We start from the raw sequence: 17,350 nt of genomic DNA on the forward strand, positions 1-17,350 counted from the left end.
GATCAATCGTTGGTTTCAGTCTTCAGCGGCCGGGTCATCAGCGCCGTCACGGCCTGCCGCACGGTGATGGTGCCGTCCAGTATGGCGGCGACGGCGGCGATGATCGGCGCATCGATGTTGCGCTCGGCGGCGATGCGCGCGGCGATGGCCGCCGTCGGCACGCCCTCGGCCAGCGGCAGTCCGGAAAGTTCCTTGCCTTGCCCGAGCGCCAGCCCATAGGCGAAGTTGCGCGATTGGGCGGACGCGCAGGTGAGCAGCAGGTCCCCAAGGCCGGAAAGCCCCATCAAGGTCTCCGGACGGGCGCCGAAGGCGGCACCGATGCGGCGCAGTTCGACAAAGCCGCGCGTCACCATGGCGGCCTGGGCGCTGGCGCCGAGCCCGGCGCCGGTAACGGCACCCGCGGCGATGGCAAAGACGTTCTTCAAGGCGCCGCCGATCTCGACGCCAATCAGGTCATCGTTCGAATAGCAGCGCAGGTTCTCGGCCGAGAAGCGGGCGGCAAGGTCGGCCGCCAGCGCCTCGTCGCGGGCCGCCACCACCACCGCTGTCGGCAGGCCGCGGGCAACGTCGGTGGCGAAGCTCGGGCCGGACAGAGCCGCGACGGGGTTTCCAGGGAGGATCTCCTCGACAATCGCAGACAGCAGGGCGCCGGTGTCGCGCTCGATGCCCTTGGCACAGAGAACAAGCGGAATGCCGGCCGGCATGTGCGGCCTGGCGGCTGTCAGCATGGCACGAAGCGCTTGCGCTGGCGTCACCGCCAGCACGCAATCGGCACCGTCGAGCGCTGCTTGGATGTTGCTCGTCGCCACGATGCCGGCCTGGAGTGCGATACCCGGCAGATAGCGTGGATTTTCGCCGCGGTCGATCGCGGCGACGGTCTCCGGGTCGCGTGCATAGAGGCGGACGAAATGGCCGGCGCGCAGCATGGCCAGCGCCAAAGCGGTGCCCCAGGCCCCGCCGCCGAGCACGGCAACGCGCCAGCCGCTTGGCACAGGGTCGCTGCCGCTGATGCCCTTCTCGACCATGCCCTCCTTGATCATGCCCCTCTTGGTCATGCCTTGGCTCCCCGCCGGCCGGAGCCGACCATCGGCGCCGAGATGCTGTCCAGCGGCCAGCGCGAACGGGGCACGAAATCGAAGCCGTTCTCCTGTGCCATGCCTTCGCGCAGCCGCTCGATACCGGCCCAGGCGATCATCGCCGCATTGTCGGTGCAAAGCTTCAGCGGCGGCGCGACGAAGGTGAAGCCGGCCTGAGAGCACAGCCGTTCCAGCGTCGCCTTGATGGTGCGGTTGGCGGCGACGCCGCCGGCGACCACCAAAGCCGGACTTTTCGTGCCGGGAAATGTCTCGCTGAATCTCGCCAGCGCACGAGAAACACGGTCGACCAGCGCATCGGCGACCGCGGCCTGGAACGAGGCGCAGACGTCGGCGACGTCCCGGTCGCTCAGCGGCTCGATGGCCGTCGCTGTCTGGCGCACGGCGGTCTTGAGGCCGGAGAAGGAGAAATCGGGCTGCGCCGAGCCCTTCATCGGACGGGGAAAGGCAAAGCGTGTGGCGTCGCCGGCCTGCGCGGCCTTCTCGACGTTCGGACCGCCGGGATAGGGCAGGCCGAGCATCTTGGCGGTCTTGTCGAAGGCTTCGCCGAGCGCATCGTCGATGGTGGTCGCCCAACGCTGATAATCGCCAACGCCGCGCACGGCCAGGATCTGCGTATGGCCGCCGGAAACCAGCAGCAGCAGATAAGGGAAATCGAGCCCGTCGGTCAGCCGCGCCGTCAAGGCATGGCCTTCGAGGTGATTGACGGCGATCAGCGGCTTGCTCGCCGCCGCCGCGATCGCCTTGGCCGTCATCAAGCCGACGATCAGGCCGCCGACGAGACCGGGACCGGCGGTGGCGGCGATGGCGTCGATATCGGCCAGCTGCACACCCGAATCGGCCAGGGCGGCCTCGACGATGCCGTCCAGCGCCTCGACATGGGCGCGCGCGGCGATCTCGGGCACGACACCGCCGAAGGCGGCATGCTCCTCGATCTGGCTGAGCACGATGTTGGACAGGATTTTCGGCGCGGCATCGCCCTCCAGCGCCACGACGCTGGCGGCGGTCTCGTCGCAACTCGTCTCAATGCCCAGAACGCGGATCAATTCGTCGCTGTCTCCGAAGATTGTATCGTGAAGCTTTCCCCGTTAGGAGAAAGCCCGGAAGGCCTCGGTTATTCTAGCCGCATTTCTGCGACGCCAAGTGACTCCACTTGGCTGCAAAATGCTCTGGCCGGGGGTTATCACGGACCGCGCGCCATGCAAACAACCTTGAAAATCGGAACACGCGGCAGCCCGCTGGCGCTGGCCCAGGCCCATGAAACGCAGGCGCGGCTGATGGCCGCGCATGGCATGCCGGCGGAGGCCTTCGAGGTGGTCGTCATCTCGACCAGCGGCGACCGCATCCAGGACCGGCCGCTGTCGGAGGCGGGCGGCAAGGGCCTGTTCACCAAGGAGATCGAGGAGGCGCTGCTGGCGGGCGCGATCGACATCGCCGTGCATTCGTCGAAGGACATGCCGACGCAACTGCCCGATGGCCTGGAACTCTCGGCCTTCCTGTCGCGCGAGGACGCGCGCGACGCCTATGTCGGCAAGGCGACGAAGACGATCGCCGACCTGCCGCGAGGCGCAAAGGTCGGCTCGTCGTCGCTCAGGCGGCAGGCGCTGATCCGCCGCATGCGGCCGGATCTCGACGTGGTGATGTTCCGCGGCAATGTGCAGACGCGGCTGCGCAAGCTGGACGAAGGGGTCGCCGCCGGCACCATCCTTGCCTATGCCGGGCTGAAGCGGCTCGGGCTCGACCATGTCGTCACCGACCTGATCCCGCTCGACGTCTTTCCGCCGGCGCCGGGCCAGGGCGCGATCGGCATCGAGACGCGCATCGGCGATCGCGCTGTCGAAAAGATGCTGGTGGCGATCCATGACGTGCCGACCGGACAGGCGCTCGCCTGCGAGCGCGCCTTCCTGGCGGCGCTCGACGGTTCCTGCCGCACGCCGATCGCCGGCTACGCGGCGATCGAGGGTGGGAAGCTCTCTTTCGCCGGCCTGATCATCTCGCCCGACGGCACGCAGTCGCACACGATCGACCTGCAAGGGCCGGCGCAGGATGCCGCCCTCATCGGCACGGAAGCCGCCAGGACGGTGCGGGCCAAGGCCGGTGAAAAGTTCTTCGACGGCTGGCTGTGAAAATGCCCAGCGTGCTGGTGACCAGGCCGGAACCGGGGGCTTCGCGTACGGCGCGGCGGGTTCTGGAGGCGGGTTTCCAGCCGATTCTCCTGCCTTTGACCGAAACGGCGGCTTTGCCTGCCGATGCCGGTCAGGTTCCGGCTGATGCTCTCGCCGTTGCCGTCACCAGCGCCAACGCCGTGCGTCATGCTTCGGAAGAAATCATCGCGGCGCTCGCGGCCCTGCCTTGCCATGCCGTTGGAAAGCGGACAGCCGAAGCCGCGCGCGGCGCAGGATTCCTGTCGGTGCGCGAGGGTCCGGGCGATGCCGAGGCGCTGGCCGAAAACATGGGCGATGCCTTTTCCGGCAGGACGATCGTCTATCTCTGCGGACGCGTGCGGTTCCCGGTGTTCGAACAGCGGCTGGAAGCCGCTGGCGTCCAGGTCCACGCCGTGGAGACCTACGACACATCGGCGGTGCGTTGTTCCGATGGGGACGTCCTTGCGCTGACGTCAGGCCAACCGGTCGATGCGGTGCTGCTCTATTCGGCCAAGGCGGCTGCCGCGATGCAGGTTTTGGCCGCAAGGCCCGCCTTGAAACTACTCTTTGAAAAAACACGGTTTTTGGTGCTTTCCCAGCGCATCGCCGCTGCTCTTGACTATAGCGCTGGCAAAGCAATCGAGATTGCCGCGACGCCCGACGAAGACGCGCTGCTGGCACTTTTGCGGGCGCCCCGCTGACCCGCGTCATCACACCGCCCCTTTTCACCGCTTGGTGATGTGCTAGACCCTTCTGAACCATCACGCGCCGCCAGGCGTTGAGACGAAGCGAATTTTGCGGAGCCCAGGCATGGTCAAGACGCCGAAGATGCGACACTCGAAAGGACGCCGCGACCCGGTGACCATCGATCTCGAGCCAGGTGCCGTCTCGCGCGTCGTCGACGAGGATGCCGGCAAGGACGCAGCAGCGGGGGACGCAGCAGCGGGGGACGCAGCAGCGGGGGATGCAGCAGCCGGGAATGCGGCCCAGACCGATGAGGCGAAGGCGGAGGAAGCCGCGAACGCCTCGCAGCCGGAGGCTCCCGAAGAGCCGGTGCATGCCGACCAGGTCGATCTCGAACCCTGGGAGCATGCCGATGCCGCCGCGGGACAGTCCGGGGCGGATACGGCGGCAAGGGCCAAGGCCGCCGAGCCGGAAATGCCTTATCCCGGCTCGGACACGCCATCCGACCGCGCCAAACCTTCTTCCGACTACAATTTTGAGGACGCAACCACCAAGACTGGGGAAACCAAGACTGGTGAAACCAACGCAGGCGCGGGAAAACCCGACGCAAGGAGCGGACCAATGGCAGCGCAGCCGAAGCGTGGCGGCCTCAACGGCCTCACCGCCGGCATCATCGGCGGTGTCATCGCGCTGGTCGGCGCCGGCGGCCTGCAATTCGCCGGTCTGCTCGGCGCGCCGGGTTCCGGCGCCGGCGTCTCGCTCGATGGCGTCAACAGCGACATCGCCTCGCTGAAGAGCGAAATCACCCGCCTGAAGGAGGCCGACGGCAACAACGATGCAGCGGCCAAGCTGGTCGGGCTTTCTTCGGGCCTGGAGCAGGTTAGGGCCGATGTCGCGGCGCTGAAATCGGCGGTTGAATCCGGCGGCGCCGGCGACAATGCCGGGCTCGCCGCACTCGGTGACAAGGTCAAGCAGATCGAAACCGCGGTCGCGGCTCTCGGCAAGGCCGGCCGCGCGGCGCCGGTCGATCTCGGCCCGCTCAACGAAAAGCTGGCCGATCTCGATGCGCTGGTGAAATCGACAGGCGAGGCGGCGAAGGCCCAGGACGGACGGCTCGCCGCGCTCGAACAGTCGGTGTCGCAGCTCTCCGGCAAGGTCGACGCCCAGGCTTCGCAGCCGAAGATCGCGCTCGCCATCGCCGCCTCGGCGCTGAAGGCGGCGCTCGACCGTGGCGCGCCGTTCTCGGCCGAACTCGATACGCTGGCCGCGATTTCGCCCAACGCGCCTGAACTCGCGACCTTGCGACCCTATGCCGAAAAGGGCGTCCCGACCCGTGCCGAGATCGCATCGCAGATGGATGCCGCGGCCAATGCCATGGTCGCCGCCGCAACGCCGGTCGACCAGAATGCCGGCTTCCTCGACAATTTGATGTCGAGCGCCGAATCGCTGGTCAAGGTCCGGCCGATTGGCGCCGTCGAAGGGGCCGGCGCGCCGGAAACGGTCGCGCGCATGGAGGTGGCGGTCAATCAGGGCGACTATGCCAAGGCGCTCAGCGAATACGACACGCTGCCGGCAGCGGTGAAGACCGCCGGCGCTGACTTTGCCGGCAAACTGAAGGCCCGCGTCGAGGTCGAAACCCAGGTCGACGCGCTGATCTCCAGCGCGATGAAGGCATGAGGGCAACACAATGATCCGCCTGCTCGCCTTCCTCGTCGTCGTCTTCGCGCTAGGGTTGGGCTTTGCCTGGCTGGCCGACCGGCCGGGCGACATGGTCATCACCTTCAACGGCTACCAGTACCAGGTCAGCCTTATGGTCGCGGCGGTGGCCGTCGTCGCCGTCGTGGCCGCGGTGATGATCGCGTGGTGGCTCGTCAAGTCGCTGTGGAACAGCCCCTACACCATCTCGCGCTATTTCCGCGTGCGCCGCCGCGACCGCGGCTATCAGGCGCTGTCGACCGGCATGATCGCCGCCGGCGCCGGCGACGGCGCACTGGCCCGCAAGAAGACCAAGGAAGCGGCCAAGCTGATCCGCTCCGACCAGGAGCCGCTGATCCATCTCCTTGAGGCGCAAGCGTCGCTGCTCGAAGGCGATCACGAAGGCGCGCGGCAGAAATTCGAGAGCATGCTGGACGATCCCGAAATGCGGCTGCTCGGCCTGCGCGGCCTCTATCTCGAAGCCGAGAGCCTGGGCGACCGCAACGCGGCGCGCCATTATGCCGGCCGTGCCGCTGTGATGGCGCCGCAGCTTGCCTGGGCCGCTGAATCGACGCTGGAGGAGCTGACCGCGCGCGGCGACTGGGACGGCGCCCTGAAGCTGGTCGATGCGCAGAAGTCGACACGGCAGATCGAACGCGACGCCGCCAACCGCCGCCGTGCCGTGCTGCTGACCGCCAAGGCGCAGTCGCTCGCCGACAGCGACCCCAACGCGGCAAGGACAGCGGCGCTGGAGGCCAACAAGCTGCGGCCGGACTTTGCCCCCGCCGCCGTCGCCGCCGCCGCGGCGCTGTTCAAGCAGAACGACGTGCGCAAGGGCTCGAAGATCCTGGAGACGGCATGGAAGGCCGAGCCGCATCCGGAGGTCGCCGAGCTCTATACCCATGCAAGGCCGGGCGACGCCGTGCTCGACCGCCTGAACCGGGCGAAGAAGCTGCAGGAGATGAAGAAGAACCACGCCGAATCGTCGATGACGGTGGCGCGCGCCGCGCTCGATGCGATGGATTTTTCGACCGCGCGCCGCGAGGCCGAGGCGGCGATCCGGATGGACCGCCGCGAGGGCGCCTATCTGCTGCTCGCCGACATCGAGGAAGCCGAGACCGGAGACCAGGGCAAGGTCAGGCAGCTGCTCTCCAAGGCGGTACGGGCGCCGCGCGATCCGGCCTGGGTCGCCGACGGCGTCGTTTCGGAACGCTGGGCGCCGGTATCGCCGGTCACCGGCCGGCTCGATGCCTTCGAGTGGCGTGCGCCGATGGAGCGGCTTGGCCAGCTCATCGACAGCCGGGATGAGACGCCGGGTGCCGCCGTGCCGGTCATCGAGGCGCTGGCGAAGCCGGCCAGCGAAACGCCGGCCGACGTGATCGAACACGCCGCCGCGAGCAGCGAGGCGACGGGCAAGGCGGCTGAAAGCCGCGAGGACCACGTCAAGCCGGTTACGGCCGCGGCGTTCGCGGCGGTGCCGGCCGATGCCGAGGGCGTGGAGCCGGCGGAAGAATTGACGCGCTTGCCGGACGATCCCGGCGTCGATCCGGACGACGAGGCGGAGAAGTCGCCGCGCCGCTTCCGGCTGTTTTGATTTGGCCATCGGGCGGTTGGGAATGAATTGATGTTCGAACGTGTTCTGTCGTTTCTCAGGGACTTGCCGGCCAGTTCCGGCACGCATGCCAGCACGGACGATCCGCGCGTCGCCGCCTCGGCGCTGCTCTACCATGTGATGAATGCCGACGGCGTGCGGCAGGATGTCGAATGGGAGCGATTCAAGGCGGTGCTGGCCGAGAGCTACTCGATCAGCGGTGCCGAACTCGAGGCGCTCGCCGCCGCCGGCGAGCGCGCCGACAACGAGGCGATTGACCTCTATGCCTTCACCAGCGTTCTCAAGCGCCACCTCGACGCGGACGGGCGCAAGGCCTTCATCGGCCTGATGTGGGAGATCGTCTATGCTGATGGCGAGCTGCATGAACTCGAGGACAACACGGTGTGGCGCGTCGCCGAACTGATCGGCGTCGAGCGCCACGACCGGGTCGAGGCGCGCCGCAAGGCGGCGGCGCAAGCGCCCGGCGCGCGCGGAACCTCCAGCGACGAATAGACGGGATCCCGCCTGCCGATGCCGCGCCAAACGAGCCCGAAGCCAAAAATCCTGATCGTGCTGCATCAAGAGAATTCGAGCCCCGGACGCGTCGGCCACATGCTCATCGAAGAGGGTTTCGATCTCGATATCCGCCGGCCGCCGCTTGGCGATGCGTTGCCGGAAACGCTCGATGGCCACGCCGGCGCCGTGGTGTTCGGCGGACCGATGAGCGCCAATGACGAGGACGAGTTCGTCCGCCGCGAGACCAGCTGGCTGGACATTCCGCTCAAGGAAAACCGGCCGCTGCTCGGTATCTGCCTTGGCGCGCAGATGCTGGTCAACCATCTCGGCGGCAAGGTCGAGGGTCACGGCGAAGGGCTGGTCGAGATCGGCTGGTATCCGCTCAAGGCGACCGAAGCCGGCAAGAAGCTGATGCACTGGCCCGAGATGGTCTACCAGTTCCATCGCGAAGGCTTTTCGCTGCCGAGCGACGCGATCTTGCTGGCGACGGCGGAGACCTACCCCAACCAGGCCTTCCGCTATGGCGACAATGCTTGGGGCATCCAGTTCCACGGCGAATTGACCAGGGTGATGATGCAGCGCTGGGTGGTGCGCGGCGCGCATCGCTTCGAGCTGCCCGGCGCGCAGCCCGGCCGCGATCATTTGGGGGGCCGGCTGATCTGGGATCTACATCTGAAGCGCTGGCTTGACGAGTTTTTGCGCATGGTGTTCGGCAGGCCAGCAGTGGGATAGGGTCAACTCTCTGTTACTCTGAGCGGCCGGGATTGAACCGCAGACGACTACGCCTGCCGAGGCGTGGACGACCGCTTTTCGCTCTCCGTTCGTGACCGGGTCCTGATAGCGGTCATTCATCATGAACTACTTAAGTGCTGATAATAGCGGCGAGTCTTTAACCTAGAACCGGACGCCGAACAGTCCCCCAGCTTCATCGTCGGTAAGACGGGGGTCTATGATAAACGGTTCTGGATCAAAAATTGGCTCTCCGGTGGCGGTTTCCTCGGTCTTGATTTTGTCGAGGTCGTCGGAGTTCATCGCGACGATATACTGTATGCCAATTTCGCGGGATTTCTGCTCGGCAAAGCTGAGCGCAAGACCGATTTGGCGTCCGTCTACACCGTCAAAGATATGGCTGTCGTGGATCAGAAAGCCTGGCGACCGGTCGTATCGCTTTGCCGCTTGGGCAAGCATCCAATCGAAACAGAACACCTGCATGTGGCTTTTGCCACCGCTCTTCTTTCCGACGATATCCGTGTCAATTTCGAGACCGCCTACACCCTTAGAGCGCCCGATGATCAAATTACCAGGTTCGTCGTAGAGATATCTAGAAACGTCGGCAAAGGCTTGGACAGCAAACTTTCGGACGTCCTCGCGCTCCAACACGTCGCGTCCGATTAGTTCCACCTGCTCGCCAATTTGTCGCTTAAGACTAGCCTGATCCTCAATCACATCACGAAGGCGCGGGATTTGTTGGTTGAGGTCCGCCATCTCTCTTTCAAGGGCGGTCAGCTCGGACTGCATCAACGTCATTCGATCAATTGCGATGCCCGAGCGCAGGATCGCCATTTTCTCCTTAAGGGCCTTCTGCAGGCGGTCAATCTGAGTTCGCCGGTCCTTTATGCGCTGTAGTGCCCGAGTCTTCTCGTCGTTCAGCTGCGCGCGTCGATTTTGAGCGAGCTTTCTATGAAATTCAGTCACTTCGTCGAACCGACGCTTGACATGGTCGGCGAAGAAAATGCCAACCTGCTCGTACATTGTTTTCACATCAGCAAGTTTCGCTTCTTCGACCTCTTGCAAAGCCAGATTGATGTTCTCGTTAAGGTCAAGGTCCCGTAGATTTGCTTCGTTCAAGTCTCGGATTTCAGCAGCGATTCCATTGGCGACCTGCTGATGGTCTCGATAGCCGTCGACGACTTCCATCGAAGCGATCTCGCCGCGCTTTCTTTCCACCTCAACCTCAAGAATGTCGAGGCGAGATTGCATCTTGTTCAGATCGAGTGCGCCATTGGAAAAGTAACCTTCGCGGATCATTCCAACAAGGTTGTCAGCCTTCTTCTTTTCTTCTTTGAGAAGCTGGAGTTTTTGCACTAGACGCCAGTCGAAGCCAAGAAGGTAAGCGAGATTGACCTGACTCCCAAGCGCTTTGGTCAGACGAATTTAAGGCCGGGCTATTAAAGGCCCCGTTTCTCGCCTTTCGTACAAAAAATGCGAACAATGCGCCGAATTTGGGTGAATATATGCTTCCAGCGTCCTCGTCAGTTAACCCGAACCACTGCCGCGCAAGCCTTGACCGAAGCTCTTTAAAGTCGATTGAGACGCCGTCAAGGAAGGCCTCATCTTTATCCTTGCCAGGATTCGTCCTTCGTTCGATTGTAAATTGGTGCTTGGCCTCGCGAAACCTCGCTCCGAATGTCCGGCCCACTAAGATTTCTTTGTGAAAATCGTCGTCAGGGTTCTTTCGATCCTGCACTAGCAAGTGGATCAGCTCGACCATGCTGGTCTTTCCGGTACCATTGCGCGTGTCGCGTGCACTCGAGGCCTCATGCCTCTCAGCCAGCAGGATGCTCATCCCCGGTTTAAATGTCAGGGTTCTGAAACTCGGCAGGTTGCTGTAGATTTCAGTGATCATTGGTTGAGCTTCTTGAGGACGCCCGCCTCTAGGCGCACGGCACCGACTACATGTAGGAAATCAACCGCGAGCAGAAACCAGTCGAATTCTATCGTCGTCATTTCATACTCTGACCGATGCGCCTGGACGTCATGAAACAGTGTAGAGACGGTCTTGGGGCGATCCAGTTCCGCCAACACCTCAGCGCCCACCCCTAAAAGTGCATTTTCGATCTTGATGTGCTTCGTGGGCAAAAGCATCAGGACACCGGCACGTTCTCGAAAACGTCGCAGGAATCAAAGAAATAGGTTATGATGACATGAGAGGCTGCGATTTCTTCCGACGTCGCGGCGATTCGAACATAATCGCACAACTTGAAAAAAATATCGTCGGGACCGTATCCAAGGTCGACGAGCTGAAGATATTTTTCACGCATCGCAGACTGGATGACGCTGACCGCTGCCGGATTGCTTTGACCGTCTAGGAACCGGCCCACTACATCCACATTGCTCCGGGCCCTGCGGATATCGAATTTCGATGCCTCGCTAAGCCGATTGAATTCCAGCTTAGCCCTATCCGGTATTTCGCCAAACTCCGTTGAACCGAATTGCTTCCCACGTTCGGTGATGATCCGCTTTAGGAGAGGGCGAATATGCTCCATCTGCACCCCTTCGATATTCAGGGCGGCCTTTGGATAAAGGTGGACCAGTTGCTGCAGAGATAGTTTGTCATGCAACTCGTCTTTCAGGAATCGCCGCGAGCCTGAGAGGAATTTGATGCTCGGATAGGCTTTCCGCAACTCCTCGATCTTATCGCTCGCCGAGGTTGGCAACCCACCATCATTGTTATGAATGAAGTGCCAAACTTTCATCGTTGGCCAAAACTTGACCACCTCCGGGAATGAATCTGCCATCTTTTTCGCAGCATTGCTCGCAAATTTTGCAGGCGACTCAGGTGCATAGCACTGGAATATGGTTTCAGTGGAGAGACGTCGGCCGTCACTCTTCTTGTCGCCTTTCGGTCCACCTGCCTTAATGAGTTCGAAGTCCCCGCCATAGACGCATGCAGCCATCGTGGCGAACCATTGTTCGAAGCCGGTCTGATTGAGGGAATTGAAATTGAGGTCGAAGAACAGGTCGAAGTCAGATTTGTTTTTCATTCTACGACCCGGCCAGAAAGTATGATTCTCGTCCAGAATGTGCTCACAATGGTTGTAATTTGTGAAGTGAGCACTGTGGCTATGTGGTGGAAAAGGCCGCGAAATTATACAGAATAGCCAGAGATCCCTGCCGTCGAGGGACGCAGTACTCACTATCTCTGCGAAAAGAAGTTGCTAAGGGATAGCGAATAATAGTTGTAAAACTATTTCCCAGTCCAGCTGAAGGTGGATAGTCCGTTCTCGGCCCCGTCACGCCGACAGGTGGTGTGCCGGAAACGACAGCTTTCGAGCAGTTACCGGTGACCGCTAGCGTCCGCAATGGAATCGGTTGCCGAACGGTAGCTTTCGTTTGTGGAGGCCCGAAACAGACTGTCAGGAAACGGCCCATCTCAGCCGTCGTCGGCGGAGCCTGACCAGCCTAAACGTCGGATCCATGGATCCGGTACTCAATCAGTTGCGCCCGTTGAGGTGGCGAACCCTGCGCAATTGCGGGAACAGATACGCCCACAACCCCGCAACCGCGATGGCGCCCACCCCGCCGATCACCACCGCCGGCACCGTTCCGATCAATGCCGCCATGGTGCCCGCACGGAATTCGCCGACCTCGTTGGAGGCGCCGACGAAGACCTGGTTGACGGCGTTGACGCGGCCGCGCACTTCGTCCGGCGTCCACAACTGGATCAGCGTTTCCCTGATGTAGACGCTGAACATGTCGGTGGCGCCCAGCAAGGCAAGGGCGACGATCGACAGCCAGGTGATGGTCGACAGGCCGAACAGCACGGTGCAGGCGCCGAATGCCGCGACGAAGCCGAGCATGATCTTGCCGGCATTGTCGCGAAGCGGGTGCCCGGCCAGCCAGACCGCCACGCAGATGGCGCCGATGCCGGGCGCCGAGCGCAACAGGCCGAGGCCCCAGGGACCGAGTTCAAGAATATCGCGCGCATAGACCGGCAGCAGCGCCGAGGCGCCGGACAGGAGGACGGCGAAGAGATCGAGCGAGATGGCGCCGAGCACGATCTTCTCGCTCCAGATGTAGCGGAAGCCGGCAAACAGCGTTTCCATCGTCGGCTTGTCGGTTGCGGTCTGCTGGGCGGGCTTGGGAATGGTGAAGATCAGCAGGCCCGCCACCAGCATCAGCGCGGAGGCGACGGCGTAGGCGGCTTCCGGCGAGACGCCATAGAGCAGGCCGCCGGCGACCGGGCCGACGATCGTCGCCGTCTGCCAGGCGGACGAGTTCCAGGCAATCGCGTTGCCGAAATCTTCCGGCGGCACCAGATTGGCGAACAGCGACGAGGAGGCCGGTCCGTAAAAGGCGCGCGCCATGCCGAACAGCGCCAGAACGACGAAGATCGGCAGCGGACTGACGAGGCCGCGCAGCGTGAAGTACAGGAGAACGAGCGCACAGCTTGCCTCGACCACCGTTGCCAGGGCCATGATCAGGCGGCGGCCGAAGCGATCCGCGACGACGCCGGTGACCAGCACCAAAAGCAGCGACGGCAGGAACTGGACGATGCCGACAATGCCGAGATCGAAGGGATCGCGCGTCAAATCATAGATCTGCCAGCCGACGGCGACGGACACGATCATGGTGGCGAAGGTGGTGAGAAAGCGCGCCGTCCAATAGCTGAGGAAGGCTTTGTGCCGGAAGGCGGCGTAACGCTGCTCCGGGGAAGTTTGCAGAGATGTCATCGAGTGAGGCCCCGTTGCTATGACATTGACCGGCGGGGCACTTCCCGGATGGGCGCTGTTCCGATCAATGAAACTTATCAAAGTTCGGCGGGCATATGCGTCAAAATCAGGCCTGGATCAAGGGACTTTCGCCTTGGTCGATCCATCGCACAAGGAAGTTACTGTCGCAGCGCGGCCGAAATGGCATCGAGCCCACCCCTCAACTCGGCCTCGGTCGGCCAGCCGAAACCAACGCGAAAGAAGCGCTTCGGCATCTCGAACCAGTGACCGGGTCCGACATAGGTGCCGTGGTTTTCCAGCAGGTTCACATAGAACCGGTCGAGGTCGAAGCCGGGTTCGACATTGAGGCGCGGGAAGCCGACGACACCGCCTTCGGGCCGCACCCAGTCGATCAGCGGCTCGCGGTCGATCCAGGCCTGGACGATGTCGCGTCGCCCTGCCATTTCGGGCAGCAGCGTCGCCAGGAAGGCGTCCCGGCGCTCCAGCATGCCGCGTGCGATACCTTCGTCGATGACGCTGCCGCAGATGCCGATCTGCTCCTTGGCGGCAAGGAACATCTCCTGAAGGGCCGCATCCCTGGTGATCAGCCAGCCGATACGGATGCCGGGAATGCCGAAGGCTTTCGACAGCGACGAGACACTGATGGCCTTCCGGCTCAGCGAGGCCGCCGACGGCAGCCGCCTGCCATAGGAGAGATCGCGATAGGTCTCGTCGACCAGCAAATGGCAGTTGCGGGCTTCGGCCAAAGCCACCAGTACGTCGAGTTCGGCGCGGCTCATCATCGTGCCGGTCGGATTGTGCGGGCAGGTGACGCTGATCAGCTTCGTGTTTGGCCGCATCGCCGCCTTGACGGCCTCGACATCGATGGCAAAGCCGTCGTCGAAGGCGAGGTCGACAAAGCCGATGGCGCAGCCGATCGCCCTGGGGGTTTCGATGTTGGTGGCGTAATTTGGCCTGACGACGACGAGGTGATCGTCGGCCGACAGAAGCGCGGTCGAGATGATGAACAGCGCGCCGGCGGCGCCGGCGGTGACCAGCACATCGTCGGGCGAAACGCCGGCATCCTGAGCCGCGATCAGCGCACGCAAGTCCCTATCGCCGCGATGCTCGCCATAGAAGAGCGTCAGGTCGGGCAGCGACAGGCCGATTTCGGAGAGCTTCTGGTCGGCGATCGAGCTTTCGGAGAGATTGTAACGGATACGGTCGTAGCCGTATTCCTCCGGCGCCTCTTTCTCGATCACCATCCTGGTGTAGTTCATGGCTTCCCCCAGATCATCCTGTCTGGTCTATCCAAGCCACAAAAGCACGAAGCCTGCCAAGGCGAATTCGCCGGCAGGCTTCTGTTCCAGTCGTCCTAACGTTTGGCTCAGCTTTGAATGGTCAGGCCGAAACCTTGGCCTTCCGGGCCTTGCCCTTGACGGGCGCCACTACGGCCGCCTTGCGGCCAAGGCCGATCGACTTCGCCAGCAGCGAACGCGAGGCGGCGTAGTTGGGGGCGACCATCGGGTAGTCCGACGGCAGACCCCATTTGGCGCGATAGGCGTCCGGGCTCAGGCCGAAATGCACGCCGAGGTGGCGCTTCAGCGATTTGAACTTCTTGCCGTCCTCAAGGCAGATGATGAAATCCGGCATCACCGACTTCTTGGGGTTGACCGCGGGGACCAGGGGTGCCGCCACCGGAACGGCCGGCTTGCCGAGGCTGCTGATCGACGTGGCGACGCTGGCAATGAGGTCGGCCAGGCCGGAGGCGGGCAAGCGGTTCTTCTCGACGTAGGCGGACACAATATGAGCGGTCAGCTCGAGAAGGTCGATGTCTTTGCGAGCGTCGTTGCTATCGTCGGTCAATCTTTCCTCCGTCTATGGCGCGCAGCCTCGAAAATCGGGCTCGTTTTCGAAAGGACAGTGCGCAAACTCTAAGTGCTGAAGCGACTTTCGTGGACCCCTTGGTCGCGCCGCAGTGTAGTTCGGCGAACTTCCTAGTCGGCAAATCTGCTTAATGCAATGACTGACGTGGCGTCACACGTGATTTTGAACAACTATACTAAAACGTAATAATATCAGACGATCAAGGCTTTGTCTCGCCACAGACGAAAGCCGCCTTCGAAAGCGCGTGTGTTGTCGCCGCGCCTGCTGTCGGTGGGCAGCTCGTCGAGCTTGTCGACATTGCCGCCGCCGATGACGATATAGTCGGGCTGCAGGGCGGCGCGGAGCCGGCCGACGACGTCGAACACATATTTGCGCCACTTCTTCTTGCCGTGCTTTTCCAAGCCGCGTTCGCCGACATAGTCTTCGAAGCTCCTGCCTTTCCTGTAAGGAAGATGGGCGAGTTCCATCGGCTGGCCGACATTGTCGAGGACCATCGCCGCGCCAAGGCCGGTGCCGAGGCCCAGGAATAGCATGCGCCCGCCTTCATAGCTGCCGATGGCCTGCATGAGCGCATCATTGACCACCTTGACCGGCTTGCCGAACTGCGCGTCGAAATCGAAGCCGGCCCAACCCTTGCCGAGGTTCATGGGGTCGAGCACCGGCTTGTTGTGGCGCACCGGGCCGGGATAGCCCATCGAGATGACGTCGTAGGACAGGCCCTCGGCGAGCTTTTTCACGGTATCGATCATCTGCCGCGGCGTCAGATCCGGGCCGGAATCGGCCCGGCGTTCCGCTCCGCCGGCGCTGGTCAGGATCTTGACATGCGAGCCGCCGATGTCGATCGAAAGCACGATCTTGCCGGTGTCCGATGCTGTCTGGTTCGCCGCCTTGGCCATCGCTTCCCCTCCGCTCATGCTACCGGGTCGATCCAGCCATTTGGCGGACCGAAGTTGGCCATAGCGTCCGCCGGTCCCCATGTCCTGGGCTCGTAAAGGTGCGGCGGGGTGGTGTCGCCGAGCACCGGGCCGACGATGCGCCAGGCAAGCTCGGCCGCGTCCTGGCGCGTGAAAAGCTGGCCATTGCCGTTCATGGCGTCGCCGATCAGCCGTTCGTAAGGCGGCATGTCGCCCTTGCTGTCGTCGAGCGCGGTGAGTTCCACCTGCTCGCCGACCATGTCGTCGCCAGGCGCCTTGCGCTGCGCGCCGATGGCGATCACCACCTGCGGGTCGATGCGGAAGCGCACGTAGTTCTGGTCGGCCGGCTTGATCGGGTCGAAGACGTCGAGCGGCGGCCGCTTCAGCCGCACCACCACCTCGGTGACATGCACCGGCATGTTCTTGCCGGCGCGGATGAAGAACGGCACGTCCTGCCAGCGCCAGGTGTCGACGAAGAAACGCACCGCCGCGAAAGTCTCGACCGGCGAGTTCGGCGCCACGCCGGGCTCCGCCAGATAGCCGGTGAACTGGCCGCGCACGACGTCGTCCTTCGTCAGCGTCCTGATCGCCCGCAGCACCTGCACCTTTTCGTCGATCAGGTCGTCGGCCGAGCGGCCGACGGGCGGCTCCATGGCCAGCAGCAAGAGGATGTTGAGCAGATGGTTCTCGATAACGTCCCTGATGCAGCCGACGTCGTCATAGAAGCGGCCGCGCCCTTCGACGCCGAAATCCTCGGCCATGGTGATCTGCACGCTTTCGACGTAGTTGCGATTCCAGATCGGCTCGAGCAGCGAATTGGCGAAGCGGAAATAGAGCAGGTTCTGGATCGCTTCCTTGCCGAGATAGTGGTCGATGCGGAAGATCGACTGTTCGTCGAAAACCAGGTGCAGGACCCGGTTCAGCCAGCGCGCCGACTGCAGATCGTGACCGAAGGGTTTTTCCACCATCAGCCGCGCGCCGTGTGCCGTGCCCGACTGCTCCAACCCTTGCACGACCGTCTCGAACATGGTCGGCGGCACCGCCATGTAGTGCAGCGGCCGCTGGGCGCTGCCGAGCGCGCTCTTCAGCTTTTCGAACGTCGCGCCGTCGCGGTAGTCACCGCTGACATAGCGCAGCAAATTGGCGAATTTGGCGAAGATCTTTTCGTCGATCTTGCCGAGCGCGTTGACGATGCCGTCGCGGGCACGGGCCTGCAACTGCTTCAAATCCCAGGCGTCGAAGGCGACGCCGATCACCGGTTCGGTGAGCGTGCCCTTGGCGACCATCTGGTAAAGCGCCGGAAATATCTTCTTGTGGGCGAGGTCGCCGGTCGCCCCGAAGAGCACCAGCGTGTCGGACCGTTCCTGGCTCATGCGCGCGTCTCCCCTGCCGC

17 protein-coding genes are annotated in these 17,350 nt (G+C 63.2%); 6 read left to right on the forward strand and 11 right to left on the reverse strand.

Annotation, left to right across the window (positions count from 1 at the left end):
- Positions 1–2: 2 nt before the first annotated feature.
- Both MESOP_RS05365 and tsaD read right to left on the reverse strand, forming a co-directional pair.
- A complete protein-coding gene (locus MESOP_RS05365; protein ID WP_049802439.1) occupies positions 3–1,025 on the reverse strand; it encodes an NAD(P)H-dependent glycerol-3-phosphate dehydrogenase in 1,023 nt (340 codons plus the stop codon).
- Positions 1,026–1,051: 26 nt separating this feature from the next.
- Positions 1,052–2,137 (reverse strand): tRNA (adenosine(37)-N6)-threonylcarbamoyltransferase complex transferase subunit TsaD, encoded by a 1,086-nt coding sequence (gene tsaD / locus MESOP_RS05370; protein ID WP_174324793.1) that lies wholly within the window; start codon positions 2,135–2,137, stop codon positions 1,052–1,054.
- 156 nt (positions 2,138–2,293) lie between these two features.
- On the opposite strand from tsaD, the gene hemC reads away from it, so the two are divergent.
- From hemC to MESOP_RS05400, 6 genes are all read left to right on the forward strand, one after another.
- On the forward strand, positions 2,294–3,220 hold the full coding sequence (gene hemC / locus MESOP_RS05375; RefSeq protein WP_013892312.1) for a hydroxymethylbilane synthase: 927 nt from the start codon (positions 2,294–2,296) through the stop codon (positions 3,218–3,220).
- Between the two features lie 2 nt (positions 3,221–3,222).
- Positions 3,223–3,939, forward strand: coding sequence for a uroporphyrinogen-III synthase (locus MESOP_RS05380; protein WP_013892313.1), 717 nt, complete (start codon positions 3,223–3,225; stop codon positions 3,937–3,939).
- A gap of 109 nt (positions 3,940–4,048) precedes the next feature.
- Complete coding sequence (locus MESOP_RS05385) at positions 4,049–5,599, forward strand: COG4223 family protein (RefSeq protein ID WP_013892314.1); 1,551 nt, start codon at positions 4,049–4,051, stop codon at positions 5,597–5,599.
- 10 nt (positions 5,600–5,609) lie between these two features.
- A complete protein-coding gene (locus tag MESOP_RS05390) occupies positions 5,610–7,211 on the forward strand; it encodes a heme biosynthesis protein HemY (RefSeq protein WP_013892315.1) in 1,602 nt (533 codons plus the stop codon).
- 30 nt (positions 7,212–7,241) lie between these two features.
- On the forward strand, positions 7,242–7,721 hold the full coding sequence (locus tag MESOP_RS05395; protein ID WP_013892316.1) for a tellurite resistance TerB family protein: 480 nt from the start codon (positions 7,242–7,244) through the stop codon (positions 7,719–7,721).
- Between the two features lie 18 nt (positions 7,722–7,739).
- Positions 7,740–8,456, forward strand: a complete 717-nt coding sequence (locus MESOP_RS05400) for a glutamine amidotransferase (protein ID WP_013892317.1) — start codon at positions 7,740–7,742, stop codon at positions 8,454–8,456.
- Positions 8,457–8,618: 162 nt separating this feature from the next.
- On the opposite strand, the gene MESOP_RS05405 is transcribed toward MESOP_RS05400, so the two are convergent.
- The 9 genes from MESOP_RS05405 to zwf all read right to left on the reverse strand — a co-directional run bounded on the left by MESOP_RS05405 (position 8,619) and on the right by zwf (position 17,330).
- Positions 8,619–9,809 (reverse strand): DUF2326 domain-containing protein, encoded by a 1,191-nt coding sequence (locus MESOP_RS05405; RefSeq protein WP_041164008.1) that lies wholly within the window; start codon positions 9,807–9,809, stop codon positions 8,619–8,621.
- Positions 9,766–10,350 carry a hypothetical protein gene (locus MESOP_RS34900; RefSeq protein ID WP_150111177.1) on the reverse strand — a complete coding sequence of 195 codons (585 nt, stop codon included), beginning with the start codon at positions 10,348–10,350 and terminating at the stop codon, positions 9,766–9,768. Before MESOP_RS34900 ends, MESOP_RS05405 begins: the two co-directional genes overlap by 44 nt.
- Positions 10,347–10,589, reverse strand: a complete 243-nt coding sequence (locus MESOP_RS05410) for an ABC-three component system middle component 6 (protein WP_013892318.1) — start codon at positions 10,587–10,589, stop codon at positions 10,347–10,349. Before MESOP_RS05410 ends, MESOP_RS34900 begins: the two co-directional genes overlap by 4 nt.
- Complete coding sequence (locus MESOP_RS05415; RefSeq protein WP_013892319.1) at positions 10,589–11,488, reverse strand: ABC-three component system protein; 900 nt, start codon at positions 11,486–11,488, stop codon at positions 10,589–10,591. Before MESOP_RS05415 ends, MESOP_RS05410 begins: the two co-directional genes overlap by 1 nt.
- 450 nt (positions 11,489–11,938) lie before the next feature.
- Positions 11,939–13,177: an MFS transporter gene (locus MESOP_RS05420; protein WP_013892320.1), complete on the reverse strand. Its 1,239-nt coding sequence runs from the start codon at positions 13,175–13,177 to the stop codon at positions 11,939–11,941.
- A gap of 158 nt (positions 13,178–13,335) precedes the next feature.
- Positions 13,336–14,436, reverse strand: a complete 1,101-nt coding sequence (locus MESOP_RS05425) for an aminotransferase class I/II-fold pyridoxal phosphate-dependent enzyme (protein ID WP_013892321.1) — start codon at positions 14,434–14,436, stop codon at positions 13,336–13,338.
- 121 nt (positions 14,437–14,557) lie between these two features.
- Entirely contained in the window at positions 14,558–15,022 is a 465-nt protein-coding gene (locus MESOP_RS05430) for a Ros/MucR family transcriptional regulator (RefSeq protein ID WP_013892322.1), read from the reverse strand.
- A 212-nt stretch (positions 15,023–15,234) separates the two neighbouring features.
- A complete protein-coding gene (locus MESOP_RS05435) occupies positions 15,235–15,939 on the reverse strand; it encodes an ROK family protein (RefSeq protein ID WP_013892323.1) in 705 nt (234 codons plus the stop codon).
- A 14-nt stretch (positions 15,940–15,953) separates the two neighbouring features.
- Positions 15,954–17,330 (reverse strand): glucose-6-phosphate dehydrogenase, encoded by a 1,377-nt coding sequence (zwf, locus tag MESOP_RS05440; RefSeq protein WP_013892324.1) that lies wholly within the window; start codon positions 17,328–17,330, stop codon positions 15,954–15,956.
- Between the last annotated feature and the right edge of the window lie 20 nt (positions 17,331–17,350).

This window comes from Mesorhizobium opportunistum WSM2075, from assembly GCF_000176035.2.
Classification (GTDB): Bacteria; Pseudomonadota; Alphaproteobacteria; order Rhizobiales; family Rhizobiaceae; genus Mesorhizobium; species Mesorhizobium opportunistum.

Bases quoted from the DNA above. Each gene is read 5' to 3' on its own strand.
- MESOP_RS05365 (WP_049802439.1), bottom strand. From the start codon at position 1,025: ATGGTCGAGAAGGGCATCAGCGGCAGCGACCCTGTGCCAAGCGGCTGG.
- hemC (WP_013892312.1), top strand. From the start codon at position 2,294: ATGCAAACAACCTTGAAAATCGGAACACGCGGCAGCCCGCTGGCGCTG.
- MESOP_RS05380 (WP_013892313.1), top strand. From the start codon at position 3,223: ATGCCCAGCGTGCTGGTGACCAGGCCGGAACCGGGGGCTTCGCGTACG.
- MESOP_RS05385 (WP_013892314.1), top strand. From the start codon at position 4,049: ATGGTCAAGACGCCGAAGATGCGACACTCGAAAGGACGCCGCGACCCG.
- MESOP_RS05390 (WP_013892315.1), top strand. From the start codon at position 5,610: ATGATCCGCCTGCTCGCCTTCCTCGTCGTCGTCTTCGCGCTAGGGTTG.
- MESOP_RS05395 (WP_013892316.1), top strand. From the start codon at position 7,242: ATGTTCGAACGTGTTCTGTCGTTTCTCAGGGACTTGCCGGCCAGTTCC.
- MESOP_RS05400 (WP_013892317.1), top strand. From the start codon at position 7,740: ATGCCGCGCCAAACGAGCCCGAAGCCAAAAATCCTGATCGTGCTGCAT.
- MESOP_RS34900 (WP_150111177.1), bottom strand. From the start codon at position 10,350: ATGATCACTGAAATCTACAGCAACCTGCCGAGTTTCAGAACCCTGACA.
- MESOP_RS05410 (WP_013892318.1), bottom strand. From the start codon at position 10,589: ATGCTTTTGCCCACGAAGCACATCAAGATCGAAAATGCACTTTTAGGG.
- MESOP_RS05415 (WP_013892319.1), bottom strand. From the start codon at position 11,488: ATGAAAAACAAATCTGACTTCGACCTGTTCTTCGACCTCAATTTCAAT.
- MESOP_RS05420 (WP_013892320.1), bottom strand. From the start codon at position 13,177: ATGACATCTCTGCAAACTTCCCCGGAGCAGCGTTACGCCGCCTTCCGG.
- MESOP_RS05425 (WP_013892321.1), bottom strand. From the start codon at position 14,436: ATGAACTACACCAGGATGGTGATCGAGAAAGAGGCGCCGGAGGAATAC.
- MESOP_RS05435 (WP_013892323.1), bottom strand. From the start codon at position 15,939: ATGGCCAAGGCGGCGAACCAGACAGCATCGGACACCGGCAAGATCGTG.
- zwf (WP_013892324.1), bottom strand. From the start codon at position 17,330: ATGAGCCAGGAACGGTCCGACACGCTGGTGCTCTTCGGGGCGACCGGC.